The following is a 15728-nucleotide window of genomic DNA, read 5'->3' on the forward strand; positions in this document are numbered from 1 at the left end:
GTCCAACGGGAGTCGATGCGGGCGACGTGGCGGTCGGCCCGCGTGTCGCAAGCGCCGCCGGAGATTCGAGGACCGGCCGATCAGGACGATGTCGGCGAGATGTCGATGTTCAGGCTCTTGCGGATGATCTGCGTGAACCCCATCGAGCAGAGGAAGTACCAGACAATCCACGCCTGAATCGGCCCGATAACCGACTCCGTCCACTCGACTTCGCCGACGAGCGGCAGCACGAGCGAGTCCAGCGCGACCTGCGCGCTGGCGTTCTGCCCGACGCCGATCGACCAGTACATCCACAGGAACACCGGGATGGTAAAGAACATAATCCACACCATCGGACGGAACTGCTCTTTGAACATCCCGAGTTGGTCGCCCATCGCTTCCATCTGCTCCTCTTGGATGGCGTCGAGGGCGTCGTCGTCGCCCGCCTCTTTCGCCTCTTTCCGGCGTTCCTGAATGTCTTTCATCCGGTCTTGATACGCGGACATCTTGTCCATATCCATCAGGTTCGCCTGCAGGAGCGTCGAGTACAACCCGGTCGCGAGCGCGAGGATCATCACGACGGCGTAGAAGGGAAGCAGTTCCTGCAGCGGGCTGAGCGGGACGTCCATCGCGGTCCCGATGAGGTCCCGAAGCGGCTTCCACGAGTAGCCGACGAAGAGGCCGACCGTGACGAGCGCCGCGCCCTTGTCGTACTTCGACCAAGAGGACTCGTCGTCGTCCGGAATCTCCGTGACGCTCCCGGCGGCCGATCCCGACGAGTCCGACGTGGACGCGGGTTCGAGCCCCGCCCGAGTCGCCTCGGCGTCGGCCACGCGGAACCCTTCGTCGCCCTCGACGAGAATCTCCTTTTCGATGAGACGGCCCCACTGCCCGGACGTGAGATCACCTTTCACGTCCAACCACGTGACGTCTCTCTCGCCGTCGTCGGTCCGATCGAGGACCGTCTCGACGGCCTCACGCATCTCGTCGTCCTTCGAGACGAGGGTGCGAACTTTCGATTCGATTCGTGGCATCTTCCCTGAGGTAGCCCCCCATCGGTTATGAACCTTTTACTCTCCGCGTGCTAGCGGTCGGCAGTCGCTCGACGCTGTCAACAGTTCGGAAAAATGTCCTGTCCGACCGATGACTCGTTCAATCCGGTAGATGACTCGTCCAATCCGGCAGTGAGCCTTTGACCGGTCGACGGCTCGAATCAGCTTCGGTCCTCGCTACTCGTCGACGACGTCGACGATCGCTTGGAAGACTTCCTCGGGCGTTCCCTCGCCATCGACCTCGACGAGGACGCCTTCGTCGCGGTAGTGCTCGATCACGGGCGCGGTGTTCTCCTCGTAGACGCGGAGTCGCTCGCGGACGGTCTCCTCGGTGTCGTCGTCGCGCTGGACGAGTTCCGCGCCGCACTCATCGCAGACGCCCTCCTCCTCGGGCGGCTCGAACTCGACGTGATAGCTCGCCCCGCAGTCCGGACAGACGCGGCGACCGGTCAGTCTGTCGACGAGTTCGTCGGTGTCGACTGCGAGGTAGACGACGGCGTCGAGGTCGGTCATCTCCGAGAGCTCCTCGGCCTGTTCGAGGTTCCGGGGGTAGCCGTCGAGGACGTAGCCGTCGGCGCTCGTGAGCGCCTCCTCGACGATGGCGTTGACGACCTCGTCGGGGACGAGTTCGCCGGCGTCCATGTACTCGCCCGGCGTGTCGTACTCGGTGTCCATCTCGCTGATGTCCATCTCCTTGTTGGCGCGGAGCGCGTCCCCGGTCGTCACGTGTTCGAGGTCGAACTCGGCGGCGAGGCGCTTCGACTGCGTTCCCTTCCCGGCACCCGGCGGGCCGAGAAGCAAGATGTGCTTGCCCATATCGCCTCAGTCTGCGTCCGGCCGTATAACGTTGAAGAAATGCGCCCGCGCTACCGCGTTCTCCACCACCGGCTTCTCCGCTGACGGCGGCGGATCGTCGATCGAGGCGCGACGGCTTCTTGAGGAACCGCGGCAACTGCCAGATATGACGAGATTCGACGCCGACGACTCGCGGGAGCGACAGAAGCTGTTCGCGGAGGCGATCACAGCGCACCGGACGCGCGGAAGCGCGTTCACGACGGTCGAGGCCGATCACGATCCCGACCTCGACGGTGAGGACTCGCCCGCGCCGTGGGTCCAGTTCGCCGACAAGACGTTCAACCTCGACGTCGTCGGCGACGAACTGGATCGCCTGAAGGACGTCGTCGACGACTTCCCGGCGTTCCGGATCGACCAGCTCGAATCGCCTGACGAGGCCGAGGCCACGAACGTCCGGATCACGGCTCGCTCGGACGCGAACCACCTCGCTGCGTTCGCCGATCGGGTGTTCAGAGAGGTGTACGAACGCGACGAGGACTACCGCGCGTGGGTGACAGCCGTGTGACGTCGAGAACAGATCGAGAACAGATCCGCCCTCACTCGGAGGACAGGACGTGACGAGAATGCTCTCTGCGATAACGAGACGAAAATACGACACCCTCCGAGGTGACGAAGCGGCAACATACCGGTTCGTTTCTCGGAACTGAGTGAGAACCACTATACCTGATGACGACCTATGCCCGTCGTATGATTACACACGGAGTGCCTCGACTCACCAGTCGACCACCGTCTCAGACTGGGACTCGACCCGCACGCGGTCCGCCGGTACCGACCGCTACGAGGTGCACCGACACCAGCGGTTGCAGGGACACAGTGGGACGAGAGACACCACCACGCGCAACCAATGACTGAGAGCGAACCCCTGTTCGCCCGGCCGATACTGCCGGTCGCGAACGAGGACGACGCCGCCCGGACGGCGGCGGTCGCGCTTCCGCACGTGGCCGCGGCGGGCGGGCGGGCGACCGCACTTCACGTGATCGAGAAGGCGGGCGGCGCGCCGGACAAAGCGCCGCTCGAACAGCGAGAGGAGATGGCCGACGCGATATTCGAGCGCGTTCGCACGGCCGGAGCCGACGCCGGCGTCGAGGTCGAAACCGACCTCCGCTACGGGACCGACGTCGCCGAGACGATTCTCGAAGCGGCCGAGGATCTCGATGCGACCGCGATCGTGTTCACCCCGCGCGGGGGCAAAGCGTGGTGGGACATTTTCAGCGGCGACACGCGCGAGACGCTGACCACCGAGAGCGAGATTCCGGTCGTCGTCCTCCCGAGCCGCGAGGATGACGGGGCCGACGAAACGGCGGATGATGCCGATGGATCGATGGATGATGCCGATGGCGGAACGACGGGTGACGACGCGTGAGCGGAGAGGAGGAACTCGCCAAAGACCTCGGCCCCCTCGCCGCGCTCACCATCGGCGTCGGGACGATGATCGGCGCGGGGATCTTCGTCCTCCCCGGCGACGCGATCCTTCGGGCCGGCTCGTTCGCCTCGATCGCCTTCGTGCTCGGTGGCATCATCGCGATGTTCACGGCGCTCTCGGCCAGCGAACTCGGCACAGCGATGCCCCGATCCGGCGGCGCGTACTACTACGTCAACCACGCGCTCGGGCCGTTACTCGGGTCGGTCGCCGGGTGGGCGAACTGGCTCGGGCTCGCGTTCGCCAGCGCGTTCTATATGGTCGGGTTCGGACGGTACATCTCACGGATATTCGGCGTCAGCGGCACTCTGGGAGTCGGTCCGATCGGACTCGACGTGGTGACGATCGCGGCGCTCGTCGGCGGTGCGTTCTTCGTGCTGATCAACTACGTCGGGGCGAAAGAAACCGGACGACTGCAGAATATCATCGTGATCCTTCTGGTCGCGATCCTCGCGGTGTTCACGCTTCTGGGAACGCTGCAGGCCGATCCGGCAAACCTCCCCGCACCCAGTACGGTCGGTGAGACGCTCGGAACGACCGGGTTCATCTTCGTCTCGTACCTCGGGTTCGTGCAGATCACGAGCGTCGCAGAAGAGATCAAAGATCCGGGGAAGAACCTCCCGCGGGCGGTGATCGGCAGCGTCGTCCTCGTCACGGTGATCTACGCGCTGGTCCTCGTCGTGATGAGTGCGGCCGTCCCGCAGGGATTCATCGCCGATCTCGTCACGAACGTCGCGCCGGGCGAGACACAACCGATCGCGGTCGTCGAAGTCGGTCGGCAGGTCCAAGGCGCACTGATGGGCGGTGCGCTGCTGTTCGGGGGGCTCCTCGCGACTGCGTCCAGCGCCAACGCGTCCATCCTCGCGTCTTCCCGGATCAACTTCGCGATGGGCCGAGACCGGATCGTGACGCCTGCGCTGAACGAGATCCACCCGCGCTTCGGGACGCCGTACCGATCGATCGCCATCACGGGCGGCCTCATCCTACTTTTCATTCTGGTGGGCGACATCGCGCTGCTCTCGGGGGCCGCCTCGGGACTCCACCTGATCATCTACGGGCTCTTGAACATCGCTCTCGTCGCGATGCGCTACGTGAACCCCGAGGAGTACCAGCCCGACTTCACGGTTCCGCTGTACCCGCTGTTGCCGATACTGGGAACCGTGTTTTCGTTCGCGCTATTGGCGTACGTCGAATCCAGCGCGCGGCTGCTGTCGTTCGGCATCGCTCTCGCGGCCATCGTCTGGTATCTCGTGTACGCTCGCGGGGAAACGACGAAGCAAGGGATCCTCGGCAAGTACATCCTGCACCGCTCCGAGGAGATGCCCGACGCGGCAGTCTCGGCCGCGACCTCCGTTCAACCCGACGGCGGCGACTACCGGGTGATGGTCCCGCTTGCGAACCCCGAGCACGAGACCGACCTAATCACGCTCGGGAGTGCGATCGCCAAACAGCGGAACGGCACGCTCGTCGCCGTCCACATCGAGACGGTCCCTGATCAAACGGCGCTGGAATCGGCGCGAGAGAAGATGGACCTCTCGGCGTCGCGCTCGCTTCTCGATCGCGCCCGAGCGGACGCGGAGACGCTCGACGTGCCGGTCGAAACGCACACGGTGCTCTCACACCAGAGCTTCGAGGGCATCTTCGACGCCGCGACCACGTACGACGCCGACCTGACGGTGATGGGCTGGGGACCGGACCCCCACGGCGCGCCGGGCCGCGCCGAGAGCGCCATCGACGAACTCGCGTCGTCGCTCCCCTGTGACTTCCTCGTGCTGAAGGACCGCGGGTTCGACCCCTCCGAGATCCTGCTCCCGACAGCCGGCGGCCCGGACTCGGAGCTGTCCGCGGCAATCGTCGGCGCGCTTCAACAGGAGTACGACGCCGACGTGTCGCTCTTACACGTCGCCGACGACGAGGAGGCCGGACGGGCCTTCCTCGAAGAGTGGGCGGTCGAGAACGGCCTTCCGGACGCGAACCTGATCGTCGAGACCGGGGACGTCGAGGAAGCGATCGAACGCCACGCCGCCGACGCGTCAATGCTCGTCGTCGGTGCGACCGAGCGCGGCCTGCTCTCGCGACTCGTCCGCGGGACGCTCGTCCTCGACGTCATCGAGGACGTCGAGTGCTCGGTGCTGCTCGCCGAAAAGGCACGCAAGCGGTCGCTGTGGGAGCGACTGCTCGGCGATAGTCGGTAGCTGTCGGAGAGAAACGACGACGGAGCCGCTCAGGCTTCGTTCGCGTCGACGAACTGCTCGGCCCCTTCGTAGAACCACTGGTCGTTCTCGCGCATCGCGCGGCCGACCGCCTTGTGCATCGCGACGAGGTCCTCGAACTCCGCTTCCTCGATGTTCTCGAAGATCTCTCGGAGCGGGACAACGCGCTCGTAGTCCAGCCGAACCGGGTCGTCGCCGTACTCCGCGACGAACTCATCGCGCGAGAGCGGGAAGTCCTCGTTCTCGTCGATCTTCTTCGCGATCACGGCGTGGCCGTACTTGCGTCTACCCTCCGAACCCTGCTCGCCGTCGGGGTCGTGTGGCCAGTCCATACCCGCGTGTTGGGAGGGCGCGGCAAAGCCGTTACGCATCTGTCGGCGAAGTGCCTCCGGAAGCGGGCGGGACTGGGATTTGAACTCACTCGCAAATCACAGATTCGCTCGCTGCTCAAATCCCAGTGTGTCCGATTTAGTTGTTCACGAGTGCGCCGCAGACGTAGCTGCGGCGCGAGTGAGCCTCGCAAAATGCGGTGGGACTGGGATTTGAACCACAGTCGCTCTGCTCACTGCGTTCGCGACGCTCCCTGATTCAAATCCCATTCGTGACCGAATAGTCACTCACGAGTGGCGAGCGCACGAGGCGCTCGCGAGTGTTCGTGACAATATGCGGTGGGACTGGGATTTGAACCCAGGAATCCGTGAGGATACCTGCTTTCAAGGCAGGCGCAATAGGCCGCTCTGCCATCCCACCCGTAGTGGTCACCCCGCGACGGGATGCGTCTCGACATCCACCACCGATAAAGTTGAAGCTATCGCTCTCCGATTCTCGCTCGAAACACGCGATAGACACTGACAGGAATCCAACGAGGAACTCGGCGGGTCGACCGCTCGCCCGACTCGACAATTGTGGGCCGCTAATCAAGCGTAACCCACGTCAGAAACCCGATTGCGAACGCCTCTAGGATGTGGAAAACGACCATCGCCTGCCACGCGGGATCGGGGACGCTGGTGCTGAACCACACCCTGAGGACGGGATCGAGCAGGTACACGTAGAGGGCAAACCCGTTTTCGACGAACAGCAACAGTGCGAACACCAACATCCCCAGCGTCTGGCGGGACCGCAACTGGTGATAATTGCGTCCCCAAATCGCCAACAGGACGGCTAACAAGACCAAGTTTACCCCGGTCGCCAGCCGCGCGATATCTATCCAGATGCTCATCGGAATTCCTCCGGTCGCCCGGTGTTCGTCTCGTCGTCCTCGATCGGGTTCGTGTTCATGAGTCGAGTTGATTGATGATTGTTTCGACGGTTTCCCAGTGGTTCCGCGCCGGCGGTGACGGGAGGTACACCGCACCGTAGTCGTCGCCGCTGGCCCTCACGACGTCGTTGTCGACCATCACCTCGAGGTGGTGACGGATCGTATCGTAGTTGAGATCCAACTCCTCTGCGAGCTGGTTCGGGTTACGGGGCCGCTCGTCGAGTGCGCGGAGGATACGAACTCGGTTCGGACCGCCTCGCGTCCCGGCTAGCACGTACCAGAGGACGGCCTCCATTGCGTGCAGTCGATGAAATCCCCGACCGTAAAGGTATCGTCACGACCGGTTGGTCCCCGGTCGATCAGTTCTGAACGATGAACTGCCCTGCGATCTCCGTGACTTCCTCCATCGTCTGCGGCTCGTCGACGCCGTTGGGGAACGGTGACATACCGTTCAGTTCGTTGAGGAAGTTCGCGTGCCGGGCTTCGACGCTGTGGATTCCGATTGCAGCGTTGAAGACGGCGTCATTCGAGACAGTCGGTGCCGCGCCCTTGTAGGCGGCGACGCCGGTGTTTTCGAGCGCTCTTGCAACGCCGAAGAACTCGCTCGGCGTCTCGTAACCGAAGTCGTACTCGGCCTCTTCGACCGGGTCCCCACCGAGTTCGTTCACGGTGTCAGTGATCGCCTGCACGTGAGCCGCCTCGTGTTCGCCGACGGTTCGGAGGTGATCCGGCACGTTCATCCGGACGCGGTCGCCGAACTCCGAGAGGACGTCGGCGTTCATCAGTTCGTCGTCGCTGAACTCCTCGAGACCATCGCGATAGAACGCGTTTTCGAGGTGCTCCAACGTCAGCGCGTAGTTGAGGACGTCGAGATCGCTCGTATCGTCCTCGACGGTCCGATCCGGTTCGGGGCGCGAGTCGTCGGTCTCGTACACGCTCGGGTCGACTTCGCTGGTGACGAACTGTCCGGCGATTTCGAGCACTTCGTCGATGGATTGCGCCTCGTCGACGACATCGGGGAACGGCGTTTCGCCGTTGACCATATTCAGGAAGCCCGCGTGACGCGCCTCAACGCTGTGAATCCCCGCCGCCGCGGCCAAAATGTCGTTGTTGACGACTTGCGGTGCCGCCCCGGCGTAGGCGGCGACGCCGGTGTTTTCCAGCGCCATCGCGACTTGGAAGAACTCTGTGGGGGTGGTGTATCCGAAATTGTACTCACCTTCCTCTACCGGGGTTCCGTTGAGGGCTTCCACCGTGTCGGTGAGCGCTGAGACGTGGGCGGCCTCGTGGGCACCGACCGTGCGCAGGTAGTCGGGGACTTCCATCCGGATGCGGTCGCCGAACTCAGAGAGCACGTCGGCGTTCATTAGCTCGTCATCGCTGAACTCCTCGAGGCCGTCGCGGTAGAACGCGTTTTCGAGGTGTTCCAACGTCAGTGCGTAGTTGAGAATCGGGACGTCCGGTGCTGGCATCGGCGCTTCCGTCGTCTGTTCGGTCGGCTCTTCGGTCGGCATCGCCGTGGGGGACTCAGTCTGTTCGGTCGTCGACATCGCGTCGTCGCTGCCATCGTCGCCCATACAGCCCGCGAGTGCGATTGAGCCGAGTGCTGCGGTTGCCCCGAGGAAGCCGCGGCGGGTCTTGCTATCTTCGGTGTTGTCGGTTGGATTCATTGCTCCACTTCGTTCGAGCCACGACATCCGTAAGAGCATTTTCCGAAATCTGACACAAATGGCTCGGGGAAGCATTGGAACTCTGTCGGGATTCTCTCCCAAATTCATCCAAAATAGATGTCTGCATCCAAAATAACCGCCCTTGAGACGCTAAAGCGACACTGAATCAGTTTGAGGCCACGAAGACGGTCGACGAATCCGCGACGAGACGGTCGAAATAATAAACGCTTGATCACTGATACGTCAGACAGTCTCGTCGGTATCGACCCGGACAGGTCAGTCCCGCACCACTCGCAGTTCGTCGTCCGCGTCGCCGACGACGGCCAGTCCGTTGTCGACGACGAACTCCGCCGTTCGCTCGGGGACGACCCGTCCGGCCTGCCAGCGGGAGCGGATCGTCGAGACGAGCGTCGCGAGGTCCGAGCCGGCCCGGACGGTCGGCTGCATCTGCATAAATCCGACGTCGCGGTCGGCGTCGTTCGCGCGGTCGACGAGCGTCTCCATCTCGGGAGAGACGAACGCGCCGTCGAAGTCGATCGGCGCTTTGAATCCCGCGAAGTAGACGCGCCCGTCCGTCGACGGACCGAGCACCACGTCGTTCGTTCGGAGCTTCATCGCCGCTGAATCGATCGTCGAGCGGAGCACGAAGGGGGCGTCGCCGCGGACGACCGCCGCGGACTGGACGCCCTCATCGCGCAGGAGATGTGTGACGGTGTTTCCCGCCCGCGCGGAGAACGACGAGCCGACCTGCACCTCGAATCGGGCCGCCTCGGGCGATTCGAGCGCGTCGTCGGCGACGGCTCGAATCGACTCTTCGGGCGACTCGTCGGGGTCGACGGCCGGCTCTGGAAGCAGGTCGTCCGGGCGGTAGTTCACGAGTAGTTCGCCGCCCGATCGCTCGACGGCGCGGAGGGTGTCTCCCAGCATCGCCTCGACGAGGTCGGCGGCCTCCGATTCGGAGAGCGGGCTCGTCTGCGCGAGCCGCGAGAGCGAGTGCCCCGGACGCGGCGGATCGACCAGAACGGCGACGACTGTCATACCCGCCTTCGGCGTCCGTCGCTCTTGAACCCGGCGTTTCTCGTTCTCGCGGGGACGTCGGCCCGGCAATCGGTGGTCTACCGTCCCCGACGACCCTTCGTCTGCCGGTAGTCACGAGAAAAGATGTTTTCGAGGAGGTGCTCGACGAACGCCGCGGTCTGCTCGTCGGTCTGACGCTCCAGTTCGACCATCGGAACGAGCTCGAACCCGCGGCCGCGGATCGTCGTCGCGTGCGCCTCCTCGACGTCGACGTCGCCGGGGCGGTTCGTCGTGTAGTCAGTCGCGAGCGCGTCGAGCGTACGCTGACCGATCGGAACGATGATCTCGGGGTTGATCATCCGGATCTCGGCGTTCAGGTAGGGCTCACACGTCTGGATCTCCGCGTCGGTCGGCCGCCGATCGGGATGGCGACAGCGCGTGAGGTAGGTGAGAAAGACGTTTTGGAGATCGGGCTCGTCGGCATCCGGCTCCGAGCGCGCGAAGCCGAGCTCGCCGAGGATCGACTGGAGGCGTTCGCCCGCCTCGTCGCCGGTGAACGGGACGCCGGTCCGGTCGGCCCCCGCGTGCGGTCGCTCCGCGACGAAGAGGAACTCGCCGCCGACGTCGCCGTAGCCGTGCACGACGTTCGTTCTGACGTCGCAGAGGTCCTCGCAGTTCGTGCACGACGCGTCCATACTGAACGGGTTCGCCAGCGAGTCCTGTTCGGCGTCCATACTCACTCCCCGGCGTGCGGCTCCGACGGCGACGGGCCGTCCGTGGAGGTACCGGCGGAGCCCTCTCGCTGCGATCCCGACCGCTGCGATGCGTTCCGATCAGACGCGTCGCGCCGTCGAACGACGCCAGCCATATCCGCGACGTTCTCGGTCATCACGCGGAACGCGTCGGCGGTCTCGCCCTCGTCGAGGACGACCGGCTCGCCGCCGTCGCCGCCAGTCCGAACCGAGGGATCGAGCGGGAGCGAACCGAGGAACGGCAGGTCGTTTTCGGCCGCGAACGCCTCGCCGCCGCCCGCGCCGAAGATGTCGTGCGCGGAACCGCAGTCGGGACACCGGAACGACGACATGTTCTCGACGATGCCGAGGACGTTCGTGTCGTGTTTGCCGAACATCTCCAAGCCCTTGCGCGCGTCGTCGATGGCGACGTCCTGCGGCGTCGTGACGATCACCGCGCCGGTGAGTGGCAGCGTCTGGAGGACGGTCAACTGCGTGTCGCCGGTCCCCGGCGGCAGATCGAGGACCAGATAGTCGAGATCGCCCCACTCGACGTCCTCGACGAGTTGGGTGAGCAGCTGATGCACCATCGGGCCGCGCCAGATGACCGGGTCGTCCTCACCGACGAGAAAGGCCATCGACATCAGCTTCATCCCGTACTTCTCGGGCGGGACGATCGTCTGCTCGCCCGTCGCCTGCGGGGCCTCCTCGGCGGCGACCATCCGCGGGACGTTCGGTCCGTACACGTCGGCGTCGAACAGGCCGACGCGCGCGCCGAGTTTCGAGAGCCCTGCCGCGAGGTTGACCGCGACGGTCGACTTCCCCACGCCGCCCTTCCCGCTCGCGACGGCGATCACGTTCTCGACGCCCGGGAGGACGTCCTCGTCCGGCGAGACGGCCGAGGGGATTCGCGCGGTGAGGTCGACGTCGTAGCCGGTGTCGGCCAGCGCGTCCCGGACGTCGCCCGCGATAGCGCTTTCGGCGGGCGAGTAGGGCGCGCCGAGCGCGAGCGAGATGCGGACCCGCTCGGCCTCGTCGTCGACGTCGACGGCGTTGACGAGCCCCAGCGAGACGATGTCGTCGCCGAGATCGGGGTCCGATACCGACCGGAGGCGCTCGCGGACGGCTTCCTCGTTCATACCCGGTGGTCGGTGAGAACAGCCGATAAGGGTTTTGAACGTTGTTCCGCTTTCTCAACGGTTCCCCCTCGGCTTCGATGTAATGACAGACGGTTACATACCCGCCCGAAACGACGGCGAATTTATCTGCGTCCCCACGAAGTCTCGCGTAATGCTCGAAGACGACTTCGGGCGCGAGGTGTCTGGCGTTCGCGTCTCTCTGACGGACCGATGCAACTTCGACTGCGTCTACTGTCACAACGAGGGGCTCGGCGACACCCGCGGCCCGATGGACGCCCAGGACGACGAGATGACCGCCGACGAGGTCGTTCGGTTCCTCGAAGTGGTCTCGGAGTTCGGGGTCGGGAAGGTGAAGTTCACCGGCGGCGAGCCGATGCTGCGCGGTGACCTCGAGGAGATCATCGAGCGCACGCCGGACTCGATGGAGGTCTCGCTCACGACGAACGGGACGTTCCTGCCGGGGCGGGCGGCGGCACTCAAAGAAGCGGGTCTCGAACGGGTCAACGTTTCCCAAGACGCGCTCGACCGCGAGGCGTTCGCGGAGATCACCAAATCCGGCGCGTACGACAAGGTGATCGAGGGCGTCGAAGCCGCACTCGACGCCGGACTCGACCCGGTGAAGCTGAATATGGTCGTCTTCGAACACACCGCGGGCTACGTCGAGGGGATGGTCGACCACGTCGCCGAGAACCCGGGCCTCCAGCTCCAGCTCATCGAATATATGCCCGAGTTGACGGGGCGTCCCGAGTGGAACATCGACATCGAACGCGTTCACAACTGGCTCGAAGAGAAGGCCGATCGCGTCGAAACCAGAGAGATGCACAACCGTCGCCGCTACTACGTGGGTGAGGGGATGGTCGAGATCGTCGACCCCGTCGAGAACCCGAACTTCTGTGCGAACTGCCACCGCGTGCGCGTCACCCACGAGGGCTATCTAAAGGGCTGTCTCAACCGCAACGACGACCTGCGTCCGATGGGTGAAATGAGCAGAGAGGAGATCCGCGAGACGTTCCGCGAGACGGTCGCAAACCGGGTGCCGTACTACGGCGAGTATATGATCAAAGAGGAGGGCGAGTGGGTCGTCAACGACGAGTACATCGACGCGCCCGTTACGCACTCCTGAAGGGTCGTTTCCGTTTTCTAAACGTCAGTCGAGGGGCGATTCGAGAAACGCATCGATCGCGTCGCCGCCCTGAAAGCCGTCGGCCAGTCTGCCGACGAGTTCGCCGCCCTCGAAGAGCAGAAGCGTCGGGGCGCTCGTGATCGCGAACCGATCGATCAGCGACGGGTCGTCGCGGGGGTTGATCGTCGCGACCGCGAGATCCTCGTGTGCGCGAGCGACGTTGCCGACGACGGGTTCGATGCTCGCACAGAGTGTACAACCCTCCGTGTAGAAGTCGACGAGGACGCGGTCGTGAGACTGGACGAACTCGTCGAGATCAGCCTCGCTGTCGAGGGCGACGGGGCGTTCCGGTGTCGCGTCAGTGGTCGAAGCGTCGGTACTCATAAGTCACCGTTCGACGTCGAAGCCCATATACTGATTGCAGCGTGTCGGAACCGGTGCACACCCGGTACGTCGTGACGTACCACGGGCCACAGGCCGTACCGCCGCCGTTCGGACGCGCCGAGCGGTGTGCGGACGGCTCGCACCCGACCGGCCTATCGTGACGTTTAAGTAGCAACCACGGGTTGTTCTGACTGCAATACGCTGTAGGGAGGCCGGCTCCCGAGTCCGGAAGGGCGACAGTACAAGATCGCGCGTTGCGGTAGCCAAGCCTGGCCCAAGGCGCAGGGTTGCTAACTCTGTGGCGTCACTGCCTCCGGGGTTCGAATCCCCGCCGCAACGCTCACCAGACTGCTAACAAGTCATGAGTGCAGAAGAACCACAGGACGACGCTCCCGAGGAGGAGGAAGACCTCCGATACTTCGTCCGGATCGGTCAGACCGACCTTGACGGAACGAAGACGGTAGAGCGGAGTCTCAGCGACATGAAAGGAATCGGCAAGCGCACGGCGCGCATCGTTGCCGACGCCGCGGACGTGGACCGACACGCGACGTTCGGTCTGCTCGAGGACGACGAGATCGACTCCGTCGTCGAGGTCGTCGAGAGCTTCGACGAACACGTCCCCGAGTGGATGGCCAACCGCCGAAGCGACTTCTTCAGCGGAGCGACCACCCACGAGACCGGCTCGGACCTCGAAGAGAAGCGCCGCCACGACATCAACCGCATGAAAATGATCGACTCCTACAAGGGCGTCCGCCACCAGCGCGGACAGAAGGTCCGCGGACAGCGGACGAAGTCCACCGGCCGCACTGAGGGAACGATCGGCGTCAACGTCGAGGCGATCAAAGAGGAGGCGGCCGAGGAGGCCGCCGCCGCCGCCGAGGAAGGCGACGAGGAATAACCAATGGCGACCGGAAACAACACCAAGCGGTACGAGACGCCGAACCACCCGTTCCAAGGCGAGCGAATCGTCCAAGAGGGTGACCTTCTCGGCCGCTACGGCCTGAAGAACAAAGAGGAGCTCTGGCGCGCCCAGTCGGAGCTTCGTAACTACCGACGCGAGGCCCGACGCCTCATCGGCGACGCCCAGGGCGACTTGGACGCCGCCGAGGCGGCCGGCGAGGAGTTCCTCACCCGGCTCCGCCGCTACGGCGTCCTCTCGGAGGGCGACGACATCAGTCGCGTCCTCGGGCTCGACGTCACCGACATTCTCGAACGCCGACTGCAGACCGTCGCGTACCGGAAGGGGCTCGCGAGTACGCCCCAGCAGGCGCGGCAGTTCATCGTCCACGGGCACGTCGTCGTCGACGACGCGCGCGTCACGCGCCCGTCGAAGACGGTCGAAGTCACCGAAGAGGACAGCATCGCGTTCGACGAGCGGAGTCCGCTCGCGGACGAGCTACACCCCGAGCGCGCGGAGGGGCAGGAGTAACCCATGAGCGAATCCGAAGTAACCCAAGACAAGTGGGGTATCGCGCACGTCCACGCGTCGTTCAACAACACGCTCATCACGGTCACGGATCTGACCGGCGCGGAGACGATCGTGAAGTCCTCCGGCGGTGCGGTCGTGAAACAGAACCGCGACGAGGCGTCGCCGTACGCGGCGATGCAGATGGCCGAGTCCGTCGCAGAGGAGATCAAAGCGGCGGGCATCGAGGGCCTGCACGTTCGCGTCCGCGGCCCGGGCGGGAACGACAACAAGAGCCCCGGCCCCGGCGCGCAGGCGACGATCCGCGCGCTGGCACGCGCCGGACTCGAGATCGGCCGCATCGAGGACGTCACGCCGATCCCGCACGACGGAACGCGAGCGCCGAAAAACAGCCGACTCTGAGGACTCACAAATGACGAACGATTTCGAGGTCGAGTTCATCGAACGCGGCGACCGGGAAGCCCGGTTCCTCGTCCGCGACGCGTCGCCAGCCGTCGCTAACGGCATCCGCCGAGCGATGGTGGCCGACGTCCCGACGTTCAGCATCGATACCGTGCGGTTCGTCGAGAACACCTCGGTTATGTTCGACGAGATGATCGGGCTTCGGCTGGGACTCGTCCCGCTGACCACGCCGCTCGACGACTTCGAGGTCGGCGACGCCGTCACCCTCGCACTCGACGTGCAGGGTCCGGCGACGGCGTACTCCGGCGACATCGAGTCGTCGGACGCGCTCGTCCAACCGGCCGACGAGAACATCCCCATCATCGAGCTGAAAGAGGACCAACACCTCCAGTTCGAGGCCGACGCGGTCCTCGACAGGGGGAAGTCGCACGCCAAACATCAGGGCGGTGTCTCCGTCGGCTACCGACACCTCCAGCGCGTGGAGACCGCCGGCGACGCCGGCGAGTTCGAGTCCCAAGAACCGAACATCCTCCGCGGTGTGATCGAGGAGGCGGCCGCAGCGGACGCCGACGACGAGAGCGCCACGGACGGCGACCTCGTCCTCACCGACGAGTTCGACAACGACCTCACGAACCGGTATCCGGGGAAAGAGGTCGAGGTAAGCGACGTGTCAGACGCGTTCGTCTTCCACGTGGAGACAGACGGGTCGTTCACCGCCGAGGAGCTCGTGCTTCGCGCCGCCGGATCGCTCGGCGACCGCGCAGCGGAACTCGAAGAGAAAGTCGCGATATAGTACAATGTCTGTCCCTTCAACCAACGCCCGACGTTCGCCCGTCGCACCAGCGGCGTCTCCGTCGTCTTCGACGACCGGGAGCGTCGCTCGCGCCGCGATGATCGCGGTGTCGCGCGGTCGGCGTCGCCAGATCGAAAGGAGTTTGAAGGGGCACGCAGTAGATCGGAGTGCGAGCAGGGATAGCCAAGTCTGGCCAACGGCGCAGCGTTCAGGGCGCTGTCCCATAGGGGTCCGCAGGTTCAAATCCTGCTCCCTGCACTCCGAAT

The 15728-nt window shown here is 64.7% G+C and carries 17 protein-coding genes, 3 tRNA genes and 1 pseudogene; 10 read left to right on the forward strand and 11 right to left on the reverse strand.

Going from position 1 to position 15728, the window contains the following annotated elements; translation table 11 throughout:
• Nucleotides 1-80: 80 nt before the first annotated feature.
• Nucleotides 81-1013: a DUF106 domain-containing protein gene (locus tag U5919_RS14555; protein ID WP_336025178.1), complete on the reverse strand. Its 933-nt coding sequence runs from the start codon at nucleotides 1011-1013 to the stop codon at nucleotides 81-83.
• 195 nt (nucleotides 1014-1208) lie between these two features.
• A complete protein-coding gene (locus U5919_RS14560) occupies nucleotides 1209-1847 on the reverse strand; it encodes an adenylate kinase (RefSeq protein ID WP_336025180.1) in 639 nt (212 codons plus the stop codon).
• Nucleotides 1848-1992: 145 nt separating this feature from the next.
• Here U5919_RS14560 and U5919_RS14565 point away from each other — a divergent pair, with 145 nt between their 5' ends.
• The 3 genes from U5919_RS14565 (at nucleotide 1993) to U5919_RS14575 (ending at nucleotide 5501) form a co-directional block, all read left to right on the forward strand.
• On the forward strand, nucleotides 1993-2391 hold the full coding sequence (locus U5919_RS14565) for a DUF7975 family protein (RefSeq protein WP_336025182.1): 399 nt from the start codon (nucleotides 1993-1995) through the stop codon (nucleotides 2389-2391).
• Nucleotides 2392-2730: 339 nt separating this feature from the next.
• Entirely contained in the window at nucleotides 2731-3249 is a 519-nt protein-coding gene (locus U5919_RS14570) for a universal stress protein (RefSeq protein ID WP_336025184.1), read from the forward strand.
• Entirely contained in the window at nucleotides 3246-5501 is a 2256-nt protein-coding gene (locus U5919_RS14575; protein ID WP_336025185.1) for an amino acid permease, read from the forward strand. Before U5919_RS14570 ends, U5919_RS14575 begins: the two co-directional genes overlap by 4 nt.
• A 29-nt stretch (nucleotides 5502-5530) precedes the next feature.
• Here U5919_RS14575 and U5919_RS14580 read toward each other — a convergent pair whose 3' ends face one another.
• From U5919_RS14580 to U5919_RS14615, 8 genes and pseudogenes are all read right to left on the reverse strand, one after another.
• On the reverse strand, nucleotides 5531-5851 hold the full coding sequence (locus tag U5919_RS14580; RefSeq protein WP_336025186.1) for a DUF5785 family protein: 321 nt from the start codon (nucleotides 5849-5851) through the stop codon (nucleotides 5531-5533).
• Nucleotides 5852-6185: 334 nt separating this feature from the next.
• Nucleotides 6186-6269, reverse strand: a tRNA-Ser gene (locus U5919_RS14585).
• Between the two features lie 163 nt (nucleotides 6270-6432).
• On the reverse strand, nucleotides 6433-6738 hold the full coding sequence (locus tag U5919_RS14590) for a DUF8036 family membrane protein (RefSeq protein ID WP_336025188.1): 306 nt from the start codon (nucleotides 6736-6738) through the stop codon (nucleotides 6433-6435).
• Between the two features lie 55 nt (nucleotides 6739-6793).
• On the reverse strand, nucleotides 6794-7072 hold the full coding sequence (locus U5919_RS14595) for an ArsR/SmtB family transcription factor (RefSeq protein WP_336025189.1): 279 nt from the start codon (nucleotides 7070-7072) through the stop codon (nucleotides 6794-6796).
• Between the two features lie 64 nt (nucleotides 7073-7136).
• Nucleotides 7137-8447 (reverse strand): ferritin-like domain-containing protein, encoded by a 1311-nt coding sequence (locus U5919_RS14600; protein WP_336025190.1) that lies wholly within the window; start codon nucleotides 8445-8447, stop codon nucleotides 7137-7139.
• Between the two features lie 276 nt (nucleotides 8448-8723).
• The gene (locus tag U5919_RS14605) at nucleotides 8724-9485 is read right to left on the reverse strand and encodes a DUF2064 domain-containing protein (protein WP_336025191.1); all 762 of its coding nucleotides are present in this window, start codon (nucleotides 9483-9485) and stop codon (nucleotides 8724-8726) included.
• 77 nt (nucleotides 9486-9562) lie between these two features.
• The gene (locus U5919_RS14610) at nucleotides 9563-10198 is read right to left on the reverse strand and encodes a uracil-DNA glycosylase (RefSeq protein ID WP_336025193.1); all 636 of its coding nucleotides are present in this window, start codon (nucleotides 10196-10198) and stop codon (nucleotides 9563-9565) included.
• A 95-nt stretch (nucleotides 10199-10293) separates the two neighbouring features.
• Nucleotides 10294-11334, reverse strand: a pseudogene (locus U5919_RS14615) (Mrp/NBP35 family ATP-binding protein); the annotation flags it as partial.
• Between the two features lie 151 nt (nucleotides 11335-11485).
• Here U5919_RS14615 and moaA point away from each other — a divergent pair.
• The gene (gene moaA / locus U5919_RS14620; protein WP_336025194.1) at nucleotides 11486-12457 is read left to right on the forward strand and encodes a GTP 3',8-cyclase MoaA; all 972 of its coding nucleotides are present in this window, start codon (nucleotides 11486-11488) and stop codon (nucleotides 12455-12457) included.
• Nucleotides 12458-12481: 24 nt separating this feature from the next.
• Here moaA and U5919_RS14625 read toward each other — a convergent pair whose 3' ends face one another.
• Nucleotides 12482-12841 carry a thioredoxin family protein gene (locus U5919_RS14625; protein WP_336025195.1) on the reverse strand — a complete coding sequence of 120 codons (360 nt, stop codon included), beginning with the start codon at nucleotides 12839-12841 and terminating at the stop codon, nucleotides 12482-12484.
• 253 nt (nucleotides 12842-13094) lie between these two features.
• On the opposite strand from U5919_RS14625, the gene U5919_RS14630 reads away from it, so the two are divergent.
• From U5919_RS14630 to U5919_RS14655, 6 genes are all read left to right on the forward strand, one after another.
• A tRNA-Ser gene (locus tag U5919_RS14630) sits at nucleotides 13095-13180 on the forward strand.
• Between the two features lie 22 nt (nucleotides 13181-13202).
• Nucleotides 13203-13739, forward strand: a complete 537-nt coding sequence (locus U5919_RS14635) for a 30S ribosomal protein S13 (RefSeq protein WP_336025196.1) — start codon at nucleotides 13203-13205, stop codon at nucleotides 13737-13739.
• Nucleotides 13740-13742: 3 nt separating this feature from the next.
• Nucleotides 13743-14270: a 30S ribosomal protein S4 gene (locus tag U5919_RS14640; RefSeq protein ID WP_336025197.1), complete on the forward strand. Its 528-nt coding sequence runs from the start codon at nucleotides 13743-13745 to the stop codon at nucleotides 14268-14270.
• Nucleotides 14271-14273: 3 nt separating this feature from the next.
• A complete protein-coding gene (locus tag U5919_RS14645) occupies nucleotides 14274-14669 on the forward strand; it encodes a 30S ribosomal protein S11 (protein ID WP_336025198.1) in 396 nt (131 codons plus the stop codon).
• Nucleotides 14670-14679: 10 nt separating this feature from the next.
• Nucleotides 14680-15462, forward strand: coding sequence for a DNA-directed RNA polymerase subunit D (locus U5919_RS14650; protein ID WP_336025200.1), 783 nt, complete (start codon nucleotides 14680-14682; stop codon nucleotides 15460-15462).
• A gap of 173 nt (nucleotides 15463-15635) precedes the next feature.
• A tRNA-Leu gene (locus tag U5919_RS14655) sits at nucleotides 15636-15720 on the forward strand.
• The last annotated feature ends 8 nt before the right edge of the window (nucleotides 15721-15728 follow it).

The sequence above is a fragment of the Halobellus sp. LT62 genome (genome assembly GCF_037031285.1).
Lineage (GTDB): Archaea > Halobacteriota > Halobacteria > Halobacteriales > Haloferacaceae > Haloquadratum > Haloquadratum salinisoli.

Bases quoted from the DNA above. Each gene is read 5' to 3' on its own strand.
- U5919_RS14555 (WP_336025178.1), bottom strand. From the start codon at position 1,013: ATGCCACGAATCGAATCGAAAGTTCGCACCCTCGTCTCGAAGGACGAC.
- U5919_RS14560 (WP_336025180.1), bottom strand. From the start codon at position 1,847: ATGGGCAAGCACATCTTGCTTCTCGGCCCGCCGGGTGCCGGGAAGGGA.
- U5919_RS14565 (WP_336025182.1), top strand. From the start codon at position 1,993: ATGACGAGATTCGACGCCGACGACTCGCGGGAGCGACAGAAGCTGTTC.
- U5919_RS14570 (WP_336025184.1), top strand. From the start codon at position 2,731: ATGACTGAGAGCGAACCCCTGTTCGCCCGGCCGATACTGCCGGTCGCG.
- U5919_RS14580 (WP_336025186.1), bottom strand. From the start codon at position 5,851: ATGGACTGGCCACACGACCCCGACGGCGAGCAGGGTTCGGAGGGTAGA.
- U5919_RS14590 (WP_336025188.1), bottom strand. From the start codon at position 6,738: ATGAGCATCTGGATAGATATCGCGCGGCTGGCGACCGGGGTAAACTTG.
- U5919_RS14595 (WP_336025189.1), bottom strand. From the start codon at position 7,072: ATGGAGGCCGTCCTCTGGTACGTGCTAGCCGGGACGCGAGGCGGTCCG.
- U5919_RS14600 (WP_336025190.1), bottom strand. From the start codon at position 8,447: ATGAATCCAACCGACAACACCGAAGATAGCAAGACCCGCCGCGGCTTC.
- U5919_RS14605 (WP_336025191.1), bottom strand. From the start codon at position 9,485: ATGACAGTCGTCGCCGTTCTGGTCGATCCGCCGCGTCCGGGGCACTCG.
- U5919_RS14610 (WP_336025193.1), bottom strand. From the start codon at position 10,198: ATGGACGCCGAACAGGACTCGCTGGCGAACCCGTTCAGTATGGACGCG.
- moaA (WP_336025194.1), top strand. From the start codon at position 11,486: ATGCTCGAAGACGACTTCGGGCGCGAGGTGTCTGGCGTTCGCGTCTCT.
- U5919_RS14625 (WP_336025195.1), bottom strand. From the start codon at position 12,841: ATGAGTACCGACGCTTCGACCACTGACGCGACACCGGAACGCCCCGTC.
- U5919_RS14635 (WP_336025196.1), top strand. From the start codon at position 13,203: ATGAGTGCAGAAGAACCACAGGACGACGCTCCCGAGGAGGAGGAAGAC.
- U5919_RS14640 (WP_336025197.1), top strand. From the start codon at position 13,743: ATGGCGACCGGAAACAACACCAAGCGGTACGAGACGCCGAACCACCCG.
- U5919_RS14645 (WP_336025198.1), top strand. From the start codon at position 14,274: ATGAGCGAATCCGAAGTAACCCAAGACAAGTGGGGTATCGCGCACGTC.
- U5919_RS14650 (WP_336025200.1), top strand. From the start codon at position 14,680: ATGACGAACGATTTCGAGGTCGAGTTCATCGAACGCGGCGACCGGGAA.